Genomic DNA, 15528 nt, shown 5'->3' on the forward strand with positions numbered 1-15528 from the left:
CGCCGGCGACGATACTGCCGCGATGCTCACCCTGCGCCAGATCGAGGTCGTCCGGGCGGTGATGGTGACCGGCACGATCGCCGGGGCCGCCCGGCTGCTGAACGTGTCCGCCCCCGGCATCAGCCGGCTGATGAAGTACACCGAGGACACCCTCGGCTTCCGGCTGTTCATCCGCCGCCACGGCCGCTACGACCCGACGCCGGAGGCGCGCGACGTCTTCGACCTGATCGACACCGTCTACAAGAAGGTCGAGGACCTGCAGACCGCGATCGACCGCATGAAGCGCGGCGAGACCAAGGAGCTCAGCCTCGGCTCGGTCCCCAGCATCGCCAACGTCATGGTGCCGCGCGCCGTCGAGCGCCTGCGCGGCCGCTATCCGCAGCTGCGGATCGACATCAACATCCTCAAGGTCGAGGACGCGGTCGACTACCTGCTGCTCGGCAAGGGCGAAGTGGTGGCCATGAGCTACCGCTTCGACCATCCGATCGTCACCTTCGCGCCGCTCGCCCGCGGCCGCCTGCTGTGCATCGTGCCGCAGGGCCACCCGCTCGCCGGCCGGAGGTCGGTATCCCCCGACGAGATCGTCCGCTACCCGCTGATCGGCATCGACCCGAGCGACCCGTTCGGATCGATCATGGCGGAGATCTTCGCGCGCCGCCGCCTGCCCTACGACACCACCATCCGCGCCCGCTTCGGCTCCACCGTCTGCAGCCTGGTGGCCAGCGGCCTGGGGATCGCAGTGGTCGACCAGTTCACCGTGGCCCACGGCAGGGTTCCCGGCGTCGTCTGCCTGGAGATCGACGAGGACACCGGGTTCGAGACCTATGCCGCGCACCGCAACGACGGCCCGCTCTCGACCTACGCCGAGGACTTCGTGGCCATGCTGCGCGACGAGATGCGGGCGGTCACCGCATCGGAGGCTCCGACACGAGAATAACAATACGTTACATCCATCGAAATCTAGGTATTTGACGTTAGCTTTCGAATGGATTGAATCTCGACTCCAAGTCGACACCTCGAAACGGGACTCCTCCGGCCGGCGGAGGGATGGCACCGTCGCGTCGAGGGGATCGGCGCCTCGCCGCGGCCGAAGAGCGGCCCGGCCAAGAAGCCCAAACGGGAGGATGCAATGAAGACAAAGCTGCTCGGGGCCGCTGCGGCCCTCGCCATGCTGTCGGCCGCCGCCGACGGCACCGCCGCCGAATATCCGGCCAGGGATCTGCAAGGCATCATCATGTGGGGTGCGGGCGGTGCCACCGACACGGTCGCCCGTGCCGTCACCCCGCTGGCCGAATCCGCACTCGGCAAACAGGTCGTGCTGGTCAACAAGCCGGGCGGCACCGGCGCCATCTCGACCGCCTTCGTCGCGGCCCGGCCGTCCGACGGCTATACCCTGCTGTACGGCGCCGAGAACCCGCAGCTTCACAAGGTGCTGGAGTTGTCGCAGATCGACTACGCCGACTTCTACCCGGTGAACATCCTGGCGCACGGCGTGGCGGTGATCGTCGCCAACAACGACATGCCCTGGAAGAGCGTGAAGGACCTCGTCGCCGACGCCCAGAAGCGGCCGGGCGAGATCAAGATGGGGTCGACCGGCCCCGGCGGCCTGCCGCACGTGGTCGGGGCCCTGATGAAGACCGTCATCGAGTTCCCGGTCACGCCGGTGCCGTTCGACGGCGAGGGCCCGGGGATTACAGCGCTGCTGGGCGGGCACGTCGACTTCATGCCGGCGGGGCTGAGTGCCGCCGCCGAGCACATCAAGGCCGGCCGGGTGAAGGTGCTGGCGGTCGTCAACAACGAGGAGATCTCGGCACTGCCGGGCGTGCCGCCGATCACCGCCGACTTCGCCGACTTCGGTAAGTACCTGCCCTGGGGACCGTTCTACGGCGTGTTCGTGAAGCGCGACGTCCCGGACGCGGCCAAGGACAAGCTGGTGACCGCCTTCAAGGCGGCGGCTACCGACCCGAAGTTCGTCGACCTGATGGTCGGCCGCGGCAACATCATGATGAACATCGCCGGCGCGGAGGCCGACGAGTTCTTGAAGAAGTGGCAGTCGACGACCGCTTGGGTGCTGCACGAGGCGAAAGCCACCAAGGCCTCGCCGGAGCAGTTCGGCATCCCGAAGCCGTAAGGCGAAGCCGGGCGGCCCGGGACCACCCCGGGGACCGCCCGGTTCGCACGATGGAGGGTCCGATGCCGCAGCCGCGCCCGCGGCAGCCGGGAGAGCGGATGTTCTCGCTGCTGCTGCTCGCCTTGAGCCTGTTTCTGCTCTACCAGGCCTATGCCATCTCCGGCTTCGCCTCGGTCAGTTCACCGGGCGTGTTCCCGATGGTCGCCGCCGCCGTCATGGTGGTCTCGATCGCCGCGGTGCTCGTCCGCGAGCGCCGAGAGGCGGCGCCCGCCGGCTTCATGCGACGCGTTGCGCCGCCGGTGCTGCTGATCACCATCGCCCTGATCGTCGCCCTGATGCTGGCACTGGAGCCGACCGGTTTCGTGATCGCCGCCGGCACCTTCCTGTTCGCGACGATCCTGTTCCTGCAGCGCGGCCGTCCCGTCCGCGCCGCCCTCGTCGCCGTCGTGGCGGTGGCGGCGATATACGTGATCTTCCGCCTCGGGTTCCAGGTCGTGCTGCCGGAAGCGGAGTGGCTGTGATGGACGGCTCCGCCCTCTCCTACTTCCTGATGGCGTGGTTCGATCCCTGGCTCCTCGGGTTGACGGCACTGGGCACCTTCGCCGGCGTCTACATCGGCGCGATCCCTGGCCTGTCGGTCACCATGGCGGTGTCGATCCTGATCTCGTTCACCTTCTCCTGGGACGTGAACGAGGCGCTGGCGCTGATGGCCGGCGTGTTCTGCGGCGGCGTCTACGGTGGATCGCGCACCGCCATCCTGCTGAACATCCCGGGGGCCCCGAGCGCCATCGCCACTGCCCTCGACGGCTTCCCGCTGGCGCAACGCGGCGAGGCAGGCCGGGCCATCGGGGTCAGTACCGTGGTGTCGGTGATCGGCGGCATGCTTGGCGTGCTGGCGTTGGCGATTGCCGCCCCGGCAATCTCCGATTTCGCGCTGATGTTCGCGCCGCGCGACTACCTGCTGCTGGCGATCATCGGCATCCTGCTGGTCGGCAGCCTGTCGGGGGAGTCCCTGGCCAAGGGCGTGTTCGCGGGCGCGCTCGGCGTGCTGATCGGGATGGTCGGGCTGGATCCGCTGACCGCCGAGCAACGGTTCACCTTCGGGCAGATCTCCCTGCTGGGCGGCATCCCCTATGTGGCGGCGATGATCGGCTTCTTCGGCGTCGCAGAGGCGCTGGTCCAGCTCCATCATCTCAAGGCGACGCCGATCCGCCAGCAGGTCGACCGGATCCTGCCGAGCTGGAACGTGGTCAAGCGCTACATCCCGCTGTCGATCCGCAGCTCGATCATCGGCGTGGTGATCGGCGCTCTGCCCGGAACCGGCGGCGACATCGCTTCGCTGATGGCGTACGACCATGCCAAGCGCAGCGTGAAAAAGCCGTCACGGCCATTCGGCCAGGGCGCCTACGAGGGCCTTGTGGCCCCGGAATCCGCCAACAACGCGGCGATCGGCGGCGCCTACATCCCGATGCTGACTCTCGGCCTGCCGGGCGACGCGGTAACCGCCGTGATCATCGGCGCGCTGTTTATCCATGGGCTGCGCCCCGGGCCGATGATGATGATCGAGACCCCGCACCTCTTCTGGTTCACGGTCGGCAACCTGACGCTCGCCAACCTGTTTACCCTGGTGTTCGGGCTGACCGGTATCCGCATCTTCGCCAAGATGGTGGAATGCCCGCGCACCGTGCTCGTGCCGCTGATCGTGGTGCTGTCGGTGGTCGGGACCTACGCGATCCAGAACAGCGTGGTCGACATCTACTGGATGCTGGCGTTCGGCGTGCTCGGCTATTTCATGAAGATGTACGGCTATCAGGTCGGACCGGTGATCCTGGGGGTGATCCTGGGTCCGCTGATGGACGTTTCGTATCGCCGCGCCATGCTCTCGGTACGGGACGAGCCGTCGGCGTTCGCACTGGAACTGGTGAGCCACCCGCTCACCCTCGTGCTGACGCTGTCGGTGGTTCTGCTGCTGGCCCGGCAGACCCCGGCTTGGACCACCATGCAGGCCCGGATCGGCCGATGGCGCAACGACGGCAGGACCGGCGGGGCCTGACGACTCCCGCCCAGGACGGAGGCTGCAGCTCATGAAGACGTCGATCGCAACGGTATCGCTGAGCGGCGACCTCGAGGAGAAGCTGTCTGCGATCGCGGCCGCCGGCTTCGACGGGGTCGAGATCTTCGAGAACGATTTCCTGACCTTCGACGGCGGACCGCGCGACGTCGGCCGCATGGTCAGCGACCTCGGCCTCGCCTGCGTGGCGTTCCAGCCGTTCCGCGACTTCGAAGGCCTGCCGGAACCGGAGCGCGCCCGCGCCTTCGCCCGCGCCGAGCGCAAGTTCGACGTCATGGAGGAGCTCGGCACCAAGCTGCTGCTGGTCTGCTCCAACGTCTCGCCGGTCTCGCTCGGCGGCATCGACCGGGCGGCCGCCGACCTGCGCGAGCTCGGCGAACGCGCCGCCAAGCGCGGCCTGACCATCGGCTACGAGGCGCTGGCCTGGGGCCGGCATGTCAGCGACCACCGCGACGCCTGGGAGATCGTGCGCCGGGCCGACCATCCGAATGTCGGGTTGATCCTCGACACCTACCACACCATTGCCCGCGGCGTGCCGGTCGAGAGCATCCGCTCGATCCCCGGCGACCGCATCGCGCTGGTCCAGGTCGCCGACGCCCCGAAGCTGGACATGGACCTGCTGCAGCTCAGCCGGCACTTCCGCTGCATGCCCGGCCAGGGCGACTACCCGCTGGTCGACTTCATGCAGGCGCTCGACGCCACCGGCTACGACGGCATGCTGTCGCTGGAGATCTTCAACGACCAGTTCCGCGCCGGCTCGCCGCGCCAGACCGCCGCCGACGGCAAGCGCGGCCTGGTGTTCCTGATGGACCAGGTGGCGCGCTCCAAGACCAATCCGCGCGGCCGCAAGCCGGCGATGCCGGCCCGGCCCGCGCCGCTCGGCGTCGAGTTCATCGAGTTCGCGGTCGACGAGGACACCGCCGCCCAGCTGCGCGGCTTCCTCGGCGGCCTCGGGTTCCACAAGGCCGGCACCCACCGCTCGAAGGCGGTCGAGCTCTGGCGGCAGGGCGCAGTCAACCTCGTCATCAACAGCGACAAGGAAGGCTTCGCCCACTCCTCCTACATCGTCCACGGCCCGTCGGTGTGCGCGATCGGGCTCCGGGTGTCCGACGTCGAGGGCGCGATGGCGCGCGCCAGGGAACTGCTGGTGCCGTCCTTCACCCAGGCGGTCGGCAGCGGCGAGCTGGAGATCCCGGCGATCCGCGGGGTCGGCGGCAGCCTGATCCATTTCGTCGAGCCGACCGGTCCGCTCGCCGACATCTGGTCGGTCGACTTCACACTCTCGGACGACACCGGCGGCGCCGGAGACATCGGCCTCAAGCGAGTCGACCACATAGCTCAATCAATGAGTTATGAGGAAATGTTGACCTGGACTCTCACCTATACCGCCCTGCTCGACTTCGAGAAGGAGGCCCAGGTCGACATCACCGATCCCGGCGGGCTGGTGCGCAGCCAGGCGCTGCACGCGCCCGGCGGCGCCGTTCGCGTGGTGCTGAACAGCTCGCAGAGTGCCAAGACCCAGTCCGGCCGCTTCCTGTCGGAATTCTTCGGCGCCGGCACCCAGCACGTCGCGTTCGAGAGCGCGGACATCTTCGCGACCGTCCGGGCGATGAAGGCCAACGGCCTCGAGCCGCTGCCGATCCCGGACAACTACTACGACGACATCGATGTCCGCTTCGGCCTCGACCCGGCGCTGGTGGCCGAACTGCGCGACCACGACGTGCTGTATGACCGCGACGGCGACGGCGAGTACTTCCAGACCTACACCCGCACCTTCGCCGACCGGTTCTTCTTCGAGATCGTCGAGCGCCGCGCCGATGGGGGCCGCGCCTACCAGGGCTTCGGTGCCGCCAACGCGCCGGTCAGGCTGGCGGCCCAGGCCCGCTCGGCGCCGGAGCCGACGGTGCCGCGGCGCTGACGGGGTCAGCGGATACCGTGGCGATCGAGCTCGCGATCCAGGCCGCCGGTCAGAAACAGCCAGGTCATGCGGAAGTCCCCGAGCAGCGACCAGAGCGGATGCGAGAAAGTCTCCGGGCGGTTGCGCTCGATGAAGGCGTGGCTGAGCCAGGCCGCGCCGTAGCCGACGACCAGCGCGAACACCGCCAGCCGCCAGTCGCCGTTCAGGACCGCCCCGAGCAGCAGCAGGACGCCGACGCAGGTTCCCAGCACGTGCACCCGCCGGGTTGCCGGGCGGCTGTGCTGACGCAGGTAGCGCGGCCAGAACTCGTCGAACGTCATCCCCGATAGCTGGCGTGCCCGACGCGCCCGTTCAACCCGCCGGGCGTTTCGCCGGGACCGTTCGATACCTGGACGGCGCAGTCGGCGAAACAAGTGGAAACTTGGGTCCACTGTCCGAATCAAAATATTGCACGCCGGCCGACGGTTCGGGTGTTTGGTCAGTTTTTGGCCTGTTTTGACGCTACGGAAGGTGACTTGAGCGTCTCGACAGAGAGGCCCAAATGGATACTTTAGGGCTGTCGAGCACGACCCGGCGGCCGAGCGAAGCGGCGCCCGGCGAGGAGAGGAAACCCGCCCATGAGCGACACCCACCCCCTCAGTCTGCAGGTCCCGGAGCCCGAGGTCCGTCCCGGCGGCAAGCCCGATTTCAGCGGCGTCACCATCCCGCGCGCCGGCACCGTGCGGCGACCCGAGGTGGATGTCGCGCCCGCGGACATCCGAGACCTGGGCTACACCATCATCCGGGTCCTGAACCGCGACGCCGAGGCGGTCGGCCCGTGGGCCGGCGCGCTGACCGACGAGCAGGCGCTGCAGGGCCTGCGCGACATGATGAAGGTCCGGGCGTTCGACGCCCGCATGCTGATGGCGCAGCGCCAGGGCAAGACCTCGTTCTACATGCAGTGCCTGGGCGAGGAGGCGATCGCCTGCGCCTTCCAGCACGCGCTGTCGCCGGGCGACATGAACTTCCCGACCTATCGCCAGCAGGGGCTGCTGGTCGCCGGCGGCTACCCGCTGGTCGACATGATGTGCCAGATCTACTCGAACGAGCGCGACCCGCTGCACGGCCGCCAGCTGCCGATCATGTACTCGTCCAAGGACCACGGGTTCTTCTCGATCTCCGGCAACCTCGGCACCCAGTACATCCAGGCGGTCGGCTGGGCGATGGCCTCGGCGATCAAGGGCGACACCAGGATCGCCGCCGGCTGGATCGGCGACGGCTCGACCGCCGAGTCCGACTTCCACGCCGCCCTGGTGTTCGCCTCGACCTACAAGGCGCCGGTGGTGCTGAACATCGTGAACAACCAGTGGGCCATCTCGACCTTCCAGGGTATCGCCAAGGGCGGATCGGGCACCTTCGCGGCGCGCGGCCACGGCTTCGGCATCCCGTCGCTCCGGGTCGACGGCAACGACTACCTGGCGGTCTACGCGGTCGCCCGGTGGGCGATCGAGCGGGCCCGGCGCAATCTCGGGCCGACCGTCGTCGAGTACGTCACCTACCGGGTCGCCGCCCACTCCACCTCGGACGACCCGTCGGCCTACCGCCCGAAGGAGGAATCCGACGCCTGGCCGCTCGGCGACCCGATCGAGCGGCTGAAGAACCACCTGATCGCCAAGGGCGCCTGGTCGGAAGAGCGCCACGCCCAGTACGCCGCCGAGGTCGAGGCCGAGGTGCTGGCGGCCCAGAAGGAGGCCGAGCGGCACGGCACCCTGCATTCCGGCGGCAAGCCGTCGGTGCGGGACATGTTCGAGGGCGTCTACAAGGAGATGCCGCCGCATCTGCGCCGCCAGCGCCAGCAGGCGGGGGTCTGACCATGCCGCGCATGACCATGATCGAGGCGATCCGCGACGCCATGCACGTCAAGATGGCCGACGACCCGAACGTCGTGGTGTTCGGCGAGGACGTCGGCTATTTCGGCGGCGTGTTCCGCTGCACCCAGGGCCTGCAGCAGAAGTTCGGCCGCGAGCGCTGCTTCGACACGCCGATCAGCGAGTCCGGAATCGTCGGCGCCGCCATCGGCATGGCCGCCTACGGCCTGCGCCCCTGCGTCGAGATCCAGTTCGCCGACTACGTCTACCCGGGCTACGACCAGATCGTCTCCGAGGCGGCCCGGCTGCGCTACCGCTCAAACGGCGACTTCACCGCCCCGCTGACCATCCGCATGCCGACCGGGGGCGGCATCTTCGGCGGCCAGACCCACAGCCAGAGCCCGGAGGCGCTGTTCACCCACGTCTCCGGGCTGAAGGTCGTGGTGCCCTCGAACCCGTTCGACGCCAAGGGCCTGCTGATCGCCTCGATCGAGGACGACGACCCGGTGATCTTCCTGGAGCCGAAGCGGCTGTACAACGGGCCGTTCGACGGCCACCACGACCGGCCGGTGACGCCGTGGTCCAAGCACCCGCTGGGCGAGGTCCCGGACGGCCACTACGTGGTTCCGCTCGGCAAGGCCGAGGTGCGGCGACCGGGCTCGGCGGTCACCGTGCTGGCCTACGGCACCATGGTCTACGTCGCCGAGGCGGCGGCCGAGGAGACCGGGGTCGACGCCGAGGTGATCGACCTGCGCACGCTGCTGCCGCTCGACCTGGACACCATCGTCGCGTCGGTCGTCAAGACCGGGCGCTGCGTGGTGGTGCACGAGGCCACCATGACCTCCGGCTTCGGGGCCGAGCTGTGCGCCCTGGTCCAGGAGCACTGCTTCTACTCGCTGGAGCGGCCGATCGCCCGGGTCACCGGCTGGGACACCCCCTACCCGCACGCCCAGGAGTGGGACTACTTCCCCGGTCCGAAGCGGGTCGGCGAGGCATTACTGCAGGCCATGGAAAGCTGAGGGGGAGAGCTGAGATGGGCGAGTACGTCATCAAGCTGCCCGACGTCGGCGAGGGCGTGGCCGAGGCCGAGCTGGTCGAGTGGAACGTCGCGGTCGGCGACGTGGTCCGGGAGGATGCGATCCTGGCCAGCGTCATGACCGACAAGGCCGCCGTCGAGATCCCCTCCCCGGTCGAGGGCACGGTGATCTGGCTGGGGGCCGAGATCGGCGAGCAGATCGCCGTCGGCTCGCCGCTGGTCCGCCTGGAGGTCTCCGGCGAGGGCAACGTGGCGGCCGGATCGGCGCCGGCGGCCGAGAAACCGGTGGAGAAGCCGGCAGAACCTGAGGCACCGGCGGCCGAGCCCGCCCCGCCATCGAAACCACCGGCCGCCGCGCCGGCACCGCGTGCGACCCGACCGCCCGCCAGCTCCGGCGCGCCGCGGCGCGAGGGCGACAGGCCGCTGGCCTCGCCCGCGGTGCGCGGACGGGCGCGCGAGGCCGGGGTCGACCTGCGCCAGGTGCGCGGCAGCGGCCCGGCTGGCCGGATCACCCACGAGGATCTCGACGCCTTCCTGGAGGCCGGCCCGGCGGCCGCTCCCGGCACCGGCCTGCGGCCCGACAGCTCGGTGACCGAGGTCAAGGTGATCGGCCTGCGCCGCCGGATCGCCGAGAAGATGGCGCTGTCGAAGAGCCGGATCGCGCACATCACCTATGTCGACGAGGTCGACGTGACGGCGCTGGAGGAGTTGCGCGCCCAGCTCAACCGGCAGAAGCAGGACGGCCAGCCGCGCCTGACGATCCTGCCGTTCCTGATGCGCGCCATGGTCAAGGCGATCGCCGAGCAGCCGGCGATCAACGCGCATTTCGACGACGAGGCCGGGGTCATCCACCAGTACGGCGGCGTCCACATCGGCATCGCCGCCCAGACCCCGACCGGGCTGGTGGTGCCGGTGGTCAAGCACGCCGAGGCGCGCGACGTCTGGGGCTGCGCCGCCGAGCTGAACCGGTTGAGCGACGCCGCCAAGGCCGGCGCCGCCAGCCGCGACGAGCTGACCGGCTCGACCATCACCATCACCTCGCTCGGCGCCATGGGTGGGCTGGTGACCACGCCGGTGATCAACCACCCGGAGGTGGCGATCGTCGGGGTCAACAAGATCCAGGTCCGGCCGGTCTGGGACGGCAGCCAGTTCGTCCCGCGCAAGATGATGAACCTGTCGTCCAGCTTCGATCACCGCGTAGTCGACGGCTGGGACGCCGCGGTGTTCGTGCAGAGGATCAAGACCCTGCTCGAGACCCCGGCAATGATCTTCATGTGAGGGGGCGGCGATGCCAACCATCGGCCGACGCCCGTCGCTTCGTGGGTCCCGGATCGGCCCGCTGACGCCGGCCGTCCGGGATGAGGGAAATGGCTGCCCCTATCTACCCTCATCCCGTACGCAGCGGCGCAGCCGCGGAGATCCGGGACCCACAAGCCGCACAGCCGGGTTGAAAGCAGCGAGGACACGCCCATGAAGGACATCACGTGCCAGGTGCTGGTGGTCGGGGCCGGGCCCGGCGGCTACGTCGCGGCGATCCGGGCGGGGCAGCTCGGGCTCGACACCGTCGTCGTCGAGGCCAGACGACCGGGCGGTACCTGCCTCAACGTCGGCTGCATTCCGTCGAAGGCGCTGATCCACGCCGCCGACGAGTACTTCAAGCTGCGCGAGGTCGCGGCCGGCAGGCGCACCCCCGGCATCAGGGTGGCGGCACCGGAGTTCGACCTCGCCGCCTGCCGGGACTGGAAGGACGGCATCGTCAACCGCCTGACCAACGGCGTCGCCGGGCTGCTCAAGAAGTCCCGGGTCAAGACCGTCGAGGGCTGGGCCCGCTTCCGAGACGGCAAGACCGTGGCCGTCGACACCGCGCTCGGAACCCAGGTGATCCGCGCCGAGCACGTGATCATCGCCACCGGCTCCGAGCCGGTCGAGCTGCCGTCGCTGCCGTTCGGCGGCCGGGTCGTTTCGTCGACCGAGGCGCTGGCCCTGGACCGCCCGCCGGAACGCCTGGCGGTGGTCGGCGCCGGTTATATCGGGCTGGAACTCGGCATCGCGTTCCGCAAGCTCGGTTCCGCGGTGACCGTGGTCGAGGCGACCGACAGGATCCTGCCATTGTACGATTCCGAACTGACCCGGCCGGTCGGGCATCGCCTGCGCGAGCTCGGCATCGAGCTGCATCTCGGCGCCAAGGCCCGCGGCTTGGCCGGTGGGCCAGATGGCGCCGAGGGGGCCCTGCTGGTCGAGACCGCCGACGGCGGCGAGCTGCGGCTGCCCGCCGACAAGGTGCTGGTGACCGTCGGCCGGCGGCCGCTGACCGGCGGCTGGGGCCGCGAGGAGCTGGCGCTCGACATGAACGGCCCGTTCATCGCCGTGGACGACCGCTGCCGCACCTCGATGCGCGGCGTCTACGCGATCGGCGACGTCACCGGCGAGCCGATGCTGGCGCACCGCGCCATGGCCCAGGGCGAGATGGTCGCCGAGGTCATCGCCGGCGAGAAACGGGCCTGGGACAAGGTGGCGATCCCGGCGGTCTGCTTCACCGACCCGGAGATCGTCAGCGTCGGCCTGTCGCCGGACCAGGCGCGCGCCGCCGGCAGCGAGATCAAGACCGCCCTGTTCCCGTTCCAGGCCAATGGCCGGGCGATGACCACGGAGGCGGAGGAAGGCTTCGTGCGCATCGTCGCGCGCGCCGACAACCATCTGGTGCTCGGCCTGCAGGCGGTCGGGGCCGGGGTCTCGGAGCTGTCGGCCGCCTTCGGCCTGGCGCTTGAGATGGGCTGCCGGCTGGAGGACGTGGCGGCCACGATCCACGCCCACCCGACCCTGAGCGAGGCGATCCCCGAGGCGGCGATGCGGGCGCTCGGGCGCGCCCTGCATATCTGAGGGGCACCGGGGAAGGCCGCGAAGGACCTGGAGGCACAAGGCTCCGGGAGTTGCGCAATGCAGCGGGACCTCGTTCACCCCCTCGTCTCTCCCCATCCGCCACGCTAACCTCCGCCCATGCCGCGCACCTGGTGGGTCAATCACAAGCAGACGTTCTCTCAGGAGATCAAAGGCAACTACCTGTGGTCACCGAAGCGCAAGGCGAACGGTGCCCGCAACCCGTTCTATGACAGCATGCGCGCCGCCACGCCCGGCGACCTGGTGCTGTCCTACGCCGACGGGTTGATCCGCCACGTCGGCCGCGTCGTCGAGTTCGCCTTCACCGCCCCGAAGCCGGAAGAGTTCGGCGCCACCGGCGGCTACTGGAGTGCGGTCGGATGGCTGCTGCCGGTGTACTGGGTGCCGCTGGCCGCGCCGGTTCGGCCGCGTGACCTGATCGCTACCCTCCGCCCTCTGCTGCCGGACAAGTACTCGCCGATCAGGGCGGCCACCGGCCACGGCCTGCAGAGCGTCTATATGACGGCCATCCCGCAACCGGTGTTCGACGTCGTCGTCGCCGCGGGAACCGCGGCCGGGTCGGCGGCCTTCGATGCCGGCGTCCTGCAGCGCGGCGGCAGCAACAGCCTCAGCTACCGCGTGGTCAGGGAGGAGTTGGACGACGCCGTCGAGAAGCGGGTCGCCGCCGACACCACGCTCGACCAGACGACTCGCGACGCGGTGATCCGCGCCCGGCGCGGCCAGGGCCGGTTCCGCGACAACGTGCACGCGGTCGAGCGTGCGTGCCGGCTGACCGGGATCACCAACCCCGCCCTGCTGATCGCCAGCCACATCAAGCCCTGGCGGCTCTGCGACACCGCACCCGAGCGGCTCGACGGCATGAACGGGCTGATGCTCACACCCGACGCCGACCTGTTGTTCGACCGCGGCTTCGTCACCTTCCACGACGACGGCCGACCCGAGGTCTCCACGCGATTCGACAAGCGCGATCTCCGGCGCCTCGGTCTCGGCGGTACGGCACCGGAGACGCTCGGGCTGTGGGAGGCGCAGGGGCTGTCGGAGGCGCAGGCGCCGTATGTGGCGAGCGGCTTCCGGCCCGAGCAGTGCGCCTACATGGAGTATCACCGCCGCGAAGTATTCGTGGCCTGAGGCGCCGACGACATTTCGGTGACAGTGCACTTAATTTCATTTCGGTGACAGTGCACTTAATTTCTGCTGAGGCAACCAGCGGCAAACGAGATAAGTGCACTGTCACCGAAATGGGCGCATCGTCACGCGCGCCGACAACCATCTGGTCCTCCGCCTGCAGGCGGTCGGGGCCGGGGTCTCGGAGCTGTCGGCCGCCTTCGGCCTGGCGCTTGAGATGGGCTGCCGGCTGGAGGACGTGGCGGCCACGATCCACGCCCACCCGACCCTGAGCGAGGCGATCCCCGAGGCGGCGATGCGGGCGCTCGGGCACGCCCTGCATATCTGAGGCGGGGCGTCAGACCTGCCGGTCGAGCGGCAGCCACGCCAGCAGCCGCACGAGCAGCAGCCGCCACGGCGACACCCCCGGCTCGTCGCGGCGCGGCGCCGCGTCCTCGCCGGTCCGCCAGACGGTCCGGCCACCCGACAATGCCAGGCGGTACGACTTCGTCGGCGCCATGCCGCCCTCGATGAAGGCCGCCACCTGCGCCGCCAGCGCCGGGCTGCGCACCAGCAGGCCGATCTCGGTGTTCAGCACCGCCGAGCGCGGGTCGACGTTCAGCGAGCCGACGAACACGTCGCGGCGGTCGATCACGGCCGCCTTGGTGTGCAGGTTCGACGCCCAGCCGGGCACGGCGTCGACCCTGAGTTCGTGCAGCTGCACCCCGGCCCGCAGCAGCGGCCGGCGGTACTTGCGGTAGGCGGCGTGGGCCACCGCCACCTCGCCGGAGCCGGCCGAGTTGGTCAGCACCCGCACGTGCACGCCGCTGCGCGCCAGCCGGCCGAGCAGGCCGACGCCCGGGCCGGCCGGCACGAAGTACGCCGACTCCAGCAGCAGCTCGCGCTGCGGCAGCCGGTCCAGCCCGGCCAGCAGCGCCTCCAGCAGCCGCGGCTCGCCGGTCTCCGGCTTGTCCGGGCGGTCGACCAGCACGGTCGCCTCTTCGGCGACCACCAGACCGGCAAAGCGCTGCCCGACCAGCGCCCGGTAGGAGCGGCGGCGCAGCCCCGCGCTCGGCGGGTACGGCCCCTTCCCGGTCTGCCGGATGCGGCGGCGCAGCCCCCGCCGCACCGTGCTGCGCACGTCGGCCAGGCGCCAGCGCCCGCGGTCGATCGCCCCGATCGGCCGGCTCCAGGCGCTGTCCCAGAACGCGTCGAACGACCGGGCGACCGCCTCGACGACCGGCCCGGCCGCGAACAGATCGAGGTCGCGGAAGTTTCGGCGGGCGTCGAACTCGAAGTAACGGTCGCCGACGTTGCGGCCGCCGACCACGGCGGCGGCGCGGTCGGCGACGAACGCCTTGTTGTGCATGCGGCGGCTGACCCGACGCGACTGGAACAGCAGCGCGAACACCAGCCCGAAGCGGTGCGGGAACGGGTTGTACAGCCGCACCTCGACGTTCGGATAGGCGTCGAGGCGCGCCAGCTCGGGGTCGCTGCTCGGCGCGCCGATGTCGTCCAGCAGCAGCCGCACCCGCACACCGCGGTCGGCGGCGTCGAGCAGGGCGGCGAGCAACCGCCGGCCGCTGCCGTCGTCCTCCCAGAGATAGTACTGGACGTCCAGGGTCCGTTCGGCGGCCACGGTCAGCCCGTGCAGGGTCAGGAACGCCTCCGGCCCGGTCGGGATCAGGGCGAAGCCGGACCGGCCGCCGTCGGGTACGTAGCGGCGGCACAGGCGCTGCAGGCGGGTGGAAGCGCCGCTCGGATCCATCGGCTCAGATCCAGGGCGACTGCGCGACGTGGTGGCGTTCGGCGGCCGCGGCCGCGCCGGCCGGGACGATGTCGGCCCACACCGGCAGGTGGTCCGACGCGACGCGCGACTTCTGCGACAGGTGGACGCCGGCCGCCTCCACCCGCAGGTCGAGGCTGGTGATGATGCGGTCGAGCGCAGCGACCGGCCGGCGCGAATGGAAGCTCGGCCCCGGGGCCGCGACGTGGTGGTGGCGGGCGAACAGCCGCAGGCAACCGCCGTCCACCGTCCATTCGTTGAGATCGCCCATCATCACCGTCGGCAGTGGCTCCTCCAGCGCCTCCAGGCTCATCAGCACGGCCCGGGCCTGGCGGCGGCGCCAGTGACCGATCAGCCCGAGATGCATGCCGATCACCCGGATCTCGGCGCCGTTCACCCGCAGGTCGGCCAGCACGGCGCCGCGCGGCTCCAGCGCCGGCAGCTCGATCCGCCGGGTCGCGCGCACCACCACGCCGCGCCGCGCCAGCAGGACGTTGCCGTGCCAGCCGAGGCTGGCCGGGCGGACGCCGAACGGGACCGGGAAATACGGAGTCTCGCCCTCGATCGCCTCGGGCGACAACGCCGTGGCCCGTTCGCCGAATCGCCGGTCCACCTCCTGCACCGCGACCACGTCGGCATCCAGCTCGCGCAGCACCGCCAGCACCCGCTCCGGACGCCGCCGCAGGTCGGTGCCGACGCTCTTGCAGATGTTGTAGGTCGCAACCCGCAGCATGGCC

General features: G+C 70.2%; 14 protein-coding genes. 11 read left to right on the top strand and 3 right to left on the bottom strand.

Annotated elements, in window-relative coordinates; translation table 11 throughout:
• Positions 1 to 22: 22 nt before the first annotated feature.
• The 5 genes from IE246_RS25110 (at position 23) to IE246_RS25130 (ending at position 6120) form a co-directional block, all read left to right on the top strand.
• A complete protein-coding gene (locus IE246_RS25110; RefSeq protein WP_189994924.1) occupies positions 23 to 937 on the top strand; it encodes a LysR family transcriptional regulator in 915 nt (304 codons plus the stop codon).
• Positions 938 to 1129: 192 nt separating this feature from the next.
• Positions 1130 to 2131, top strand: a complete 1002-nt coding sequence (locus IE246_RS25115) for a tripartite tricarboxylate transporter substrate binding protein (RefSeq protein WP_189994926.1) — start codon at positions 1130 to 1132, stop codon at positions 2129 to 2131.
• Positions 2132 to 2193: 62 nt separating this feature from the next.
• Entirely contained in the window at positions 2194 to 2652 is a 459-nt protein-coding gene (locus IE246_RS25120) for a tripartite tricarboxylate transporter TctB family protein (RefSeq protein WP_189994927.1), read from the top strand.
• Positions 2652 to 4184, top strand: a complete 1533-nt coding sequence (locus IE246_RS25125) for a tripartite tricarboxylate transporter permease (protein WP_189994929.1) — start codon at positions 2652 to 2654, stop codon at positions 4182 to 4184. The genes IE246_RS25120 and IE246_RS25125 overlap by 1 nt, the downstream gene beginning before the upstream one ends.
• 31 nt (positions 4185 to 4215) lie before the next feature.
• Entirely contained in the window at positions 4216 to 6120 is a 1905-nt protein-coding gene (locus tag IE246_RS25130) for a bifunctional sugar phosphate isomerase/epimerase/4-hydroxyphenylpyruvate dioxygenase family protein (RefSeq protein ID WP_189994931.1), read from the top strand.
• A 5-nt stretch (positions 6121 to 6125) separates the two neighbouring features.
• Here IE246_RS25130 and IE246_RS25135 read toward each other — a convergent pair whose 3' ends face one another.
• Positions 6126 to 6440, bottom strand: coding sequence for an Mpo1-like protein (locus IE246_RS25135; protein WP_189994933.1), 315 nt, complete (start codon positions 6438 to 6440; stop codon positions 6126 to 6128).
• A gap of 297 nt (positions 6441 to 6737) precedes the next feature.
• On the opposite strand from IE246_RS25135, the gene IE246_RS25140 reads away from it, so the two are divergent.
• From IE246_RS25140 to IE246_RS25165, 6 genes are all read left to right on the top strand, one after another.
• Entirely contained in the window at positions 6738 to 7970 is a 1233-nt protein-coding gene (locus tag IE246_RS25140; RefSeq protein ID WP_189994935.1) for a 3-methyl-2-oxobutanoate dehydrogenase (2-methylpropanoyl-transferring) subunit alpha, read from the top strand.
• 2 nt (positions 7971 to 7972) lie between these two features.
• A complete protein-coding gene (locus IE246_RS25145) occupies positions 7973 to 8986 on the top strand; it encodes an alpha-ketoacid dehydrogenase subunit beta (protein ID WP_189994937.1) in 1014 nt (337 codons plus the stop codon).
• 14 nt (positions 8987 to 9000) lie between these two features.
• The gene (locus IE246_RS25150) at positions 9001 to 10281 is read left to right on the top strand and encodes a dihydrolipoamide acetyltransferase family protein (RefSeq protein WP_189994938.1); all 1281 of its coding nucleotides are present in this window, start codon (positions 9001 to 9003) and stop codon (positions 10279 to 10281) included.
• 192 nt (positions 10282 to 10473) lie between these two features.
• The gene (gene lpdA / locus IE246_RS25155) at positions 10474 to 11883 is read left to right on the top strand and encodes a dihydrolipoyl dehydrogenase (RefSeq protein ID WP_189994940.1); all 1410 of its coding nucleotides are present in this window, start codon (positions 10474 to 10476) and stop codon (positions 11881 to 11883) included.
• A 117-nt stretch (positions 11884 to 12000) separates the two neighbouring features.
• A complete protein-coding gene (locus IE246_RS25160) occupies positions 12001 to 13029 on the top strand; it encodes an HNH endonuclease (protein ID WP_189994942.1) in 1029 nt (342 codons plus the stop codon).
• A 94-nt stretch (positions 13030 to 13123) separates the two neighbouring features.
• On the top strand, positions 13124 to 13354 hold the full coding sequence (locus IE246_RS25165; RefSeq protein WP_229837492.1) for an oxidoreductase dimerization domain-containing protein: 231 nt from the start codon (positions 13124 to 13126) through the stop codon (positions 13352 to 13354).
• Between the two features lie 9 nt (positions 13355 to 13363).
• Here IE246_RS25165 and IE246_RS25170 read toward each other — a convergent pair whose 3' ends face one another.
• The gene (locus IE246_RS25170; protein ID WP_189994944.1) at positions 13364 to 14773 is read right to left on the bottom strand and encodes a phospholipase D family protein; all 1410 of its coding nucleotides are present in this window, start codon (positions 14771 to 14773) and stop codon (positions 13364 to 13366) included.
• A 4-nt stretch (positions 14774 to 14777) separates the two neighbouring features.
• Positions 14778 to 15524, bottom strand: a complete 747-nt coding sequence (locus IE246_RS25175; RefSeq protein ID WP_189994946.1) for an endonuclease/exonuclease/phosphatase family protein — start codon at positions 15522 to 15524, stop codon at positions 14778 to 14780.
• Positions 15525 to 15528 lie beyond the last annotated feature (4 nt).

Source organism: Thalassobaculum fulvum (assembly GCF_014652915.1).
GTDB classification, from domain to species: domain Bacteria; phylum Pseudomonadota; class Alphaproteobacteria; order Thalassobaculales; family Thalassobaculaceae; genus Thalassobaculum_A; species Thalassobaculum_A fulvum.

Bases quoted from the DNA above. Each gene is read 5' to 3' on its own strand.
- IE246_RS25110 (WP_189994924.1), top strand. From the start codon at position 23: ATGCTCACCCTGCGCCAGATCGAGGTCGTCCGGGCGGTGATGGTGACC.
- IE246_RS25115 (WP_189994926.1), top strand. From the start codon at position 1,130: ATGAAGACAAAGCTGCTCGGGGCCGCTGCGGCCCTCGCCATGCTGTCG.
- IE246_RS25120 (WP_189994927.1), top strand. From the start codon at position 2,194: ATGCCGCAGCCGCGCCCGCGGCAGCCGGGAGAGCGGATGTTCTCGCTG.
- IE246_RS25125 (WP_189994929.1), top strand. From the start codon at position 2,652: ATGGACGGCTCCGCCCTCTCCTACTTCCTGATGGCGTGGTTCGATCCC.
- IE246_RS25130 (WP_189994931.1), top strand. From the start codon at position 4,216: ATGAAGACGTCGATCGCAACGGTATCGCTGAGCGGCGACCTCGAGGAG.
- IE246_RS25135 (WP_189994933.1), bottom strand. From the start codon at position 6,440: ATGACGTTCGACGAGTTCTGGCCGCGCTACCTGCGTCAGCACAGCCGC.
- IE246_RS25140 (WP_189994935.1), top strand. From the start codon at position 6,738: ATGAGCGACACCCACCCCCTCAGTCTGCAGGTCCCGGAGCCCGAGGTC.
- IE246_RS25145 (WP_189994937.1), top strand. From the start codon at position 7,973: ATGCCGCGCATGACCATGATCGAGGCGATCCGCGACGCCATGCACGTC.
- IE246_RS25150 (WP_189994938.1), top strand. From the start codon at position 9,001: ATGGGCGAGTACGTCATCAAGCTGCCCGACGTCGGCGAGGGCGTGGCC.
- lpdA (WP_189994940.1), top strand. From the start codon at position 10,474: ATGAAGGACATCACGTGCCAGGTGCTGGTGGTCGGGGCCGGGCCCGGC.
- IE246_RS25160 (WP_189994942.1), top strand. From the start codon at position 12,001: ATGCCGCGCACCTGGTGGGTCAATCACAAGCAGACGTTCTCTCAGGAG.
- IE246_RS25170 (WP_189994944.1), bottom strand. From the start codon at position 14,773: ATGGATCCGAGCGGCGCTTCCACCCGCCTGCAGCGCCTGTGCCGCCGC.
- IE246_RS25175 (WP_189994946.1), bottom strand. From the start codon at position 15,524: ATGCTGCGGGTTGCGACCTACAACATCTGCAAGAGCGTCGGCACCGAC.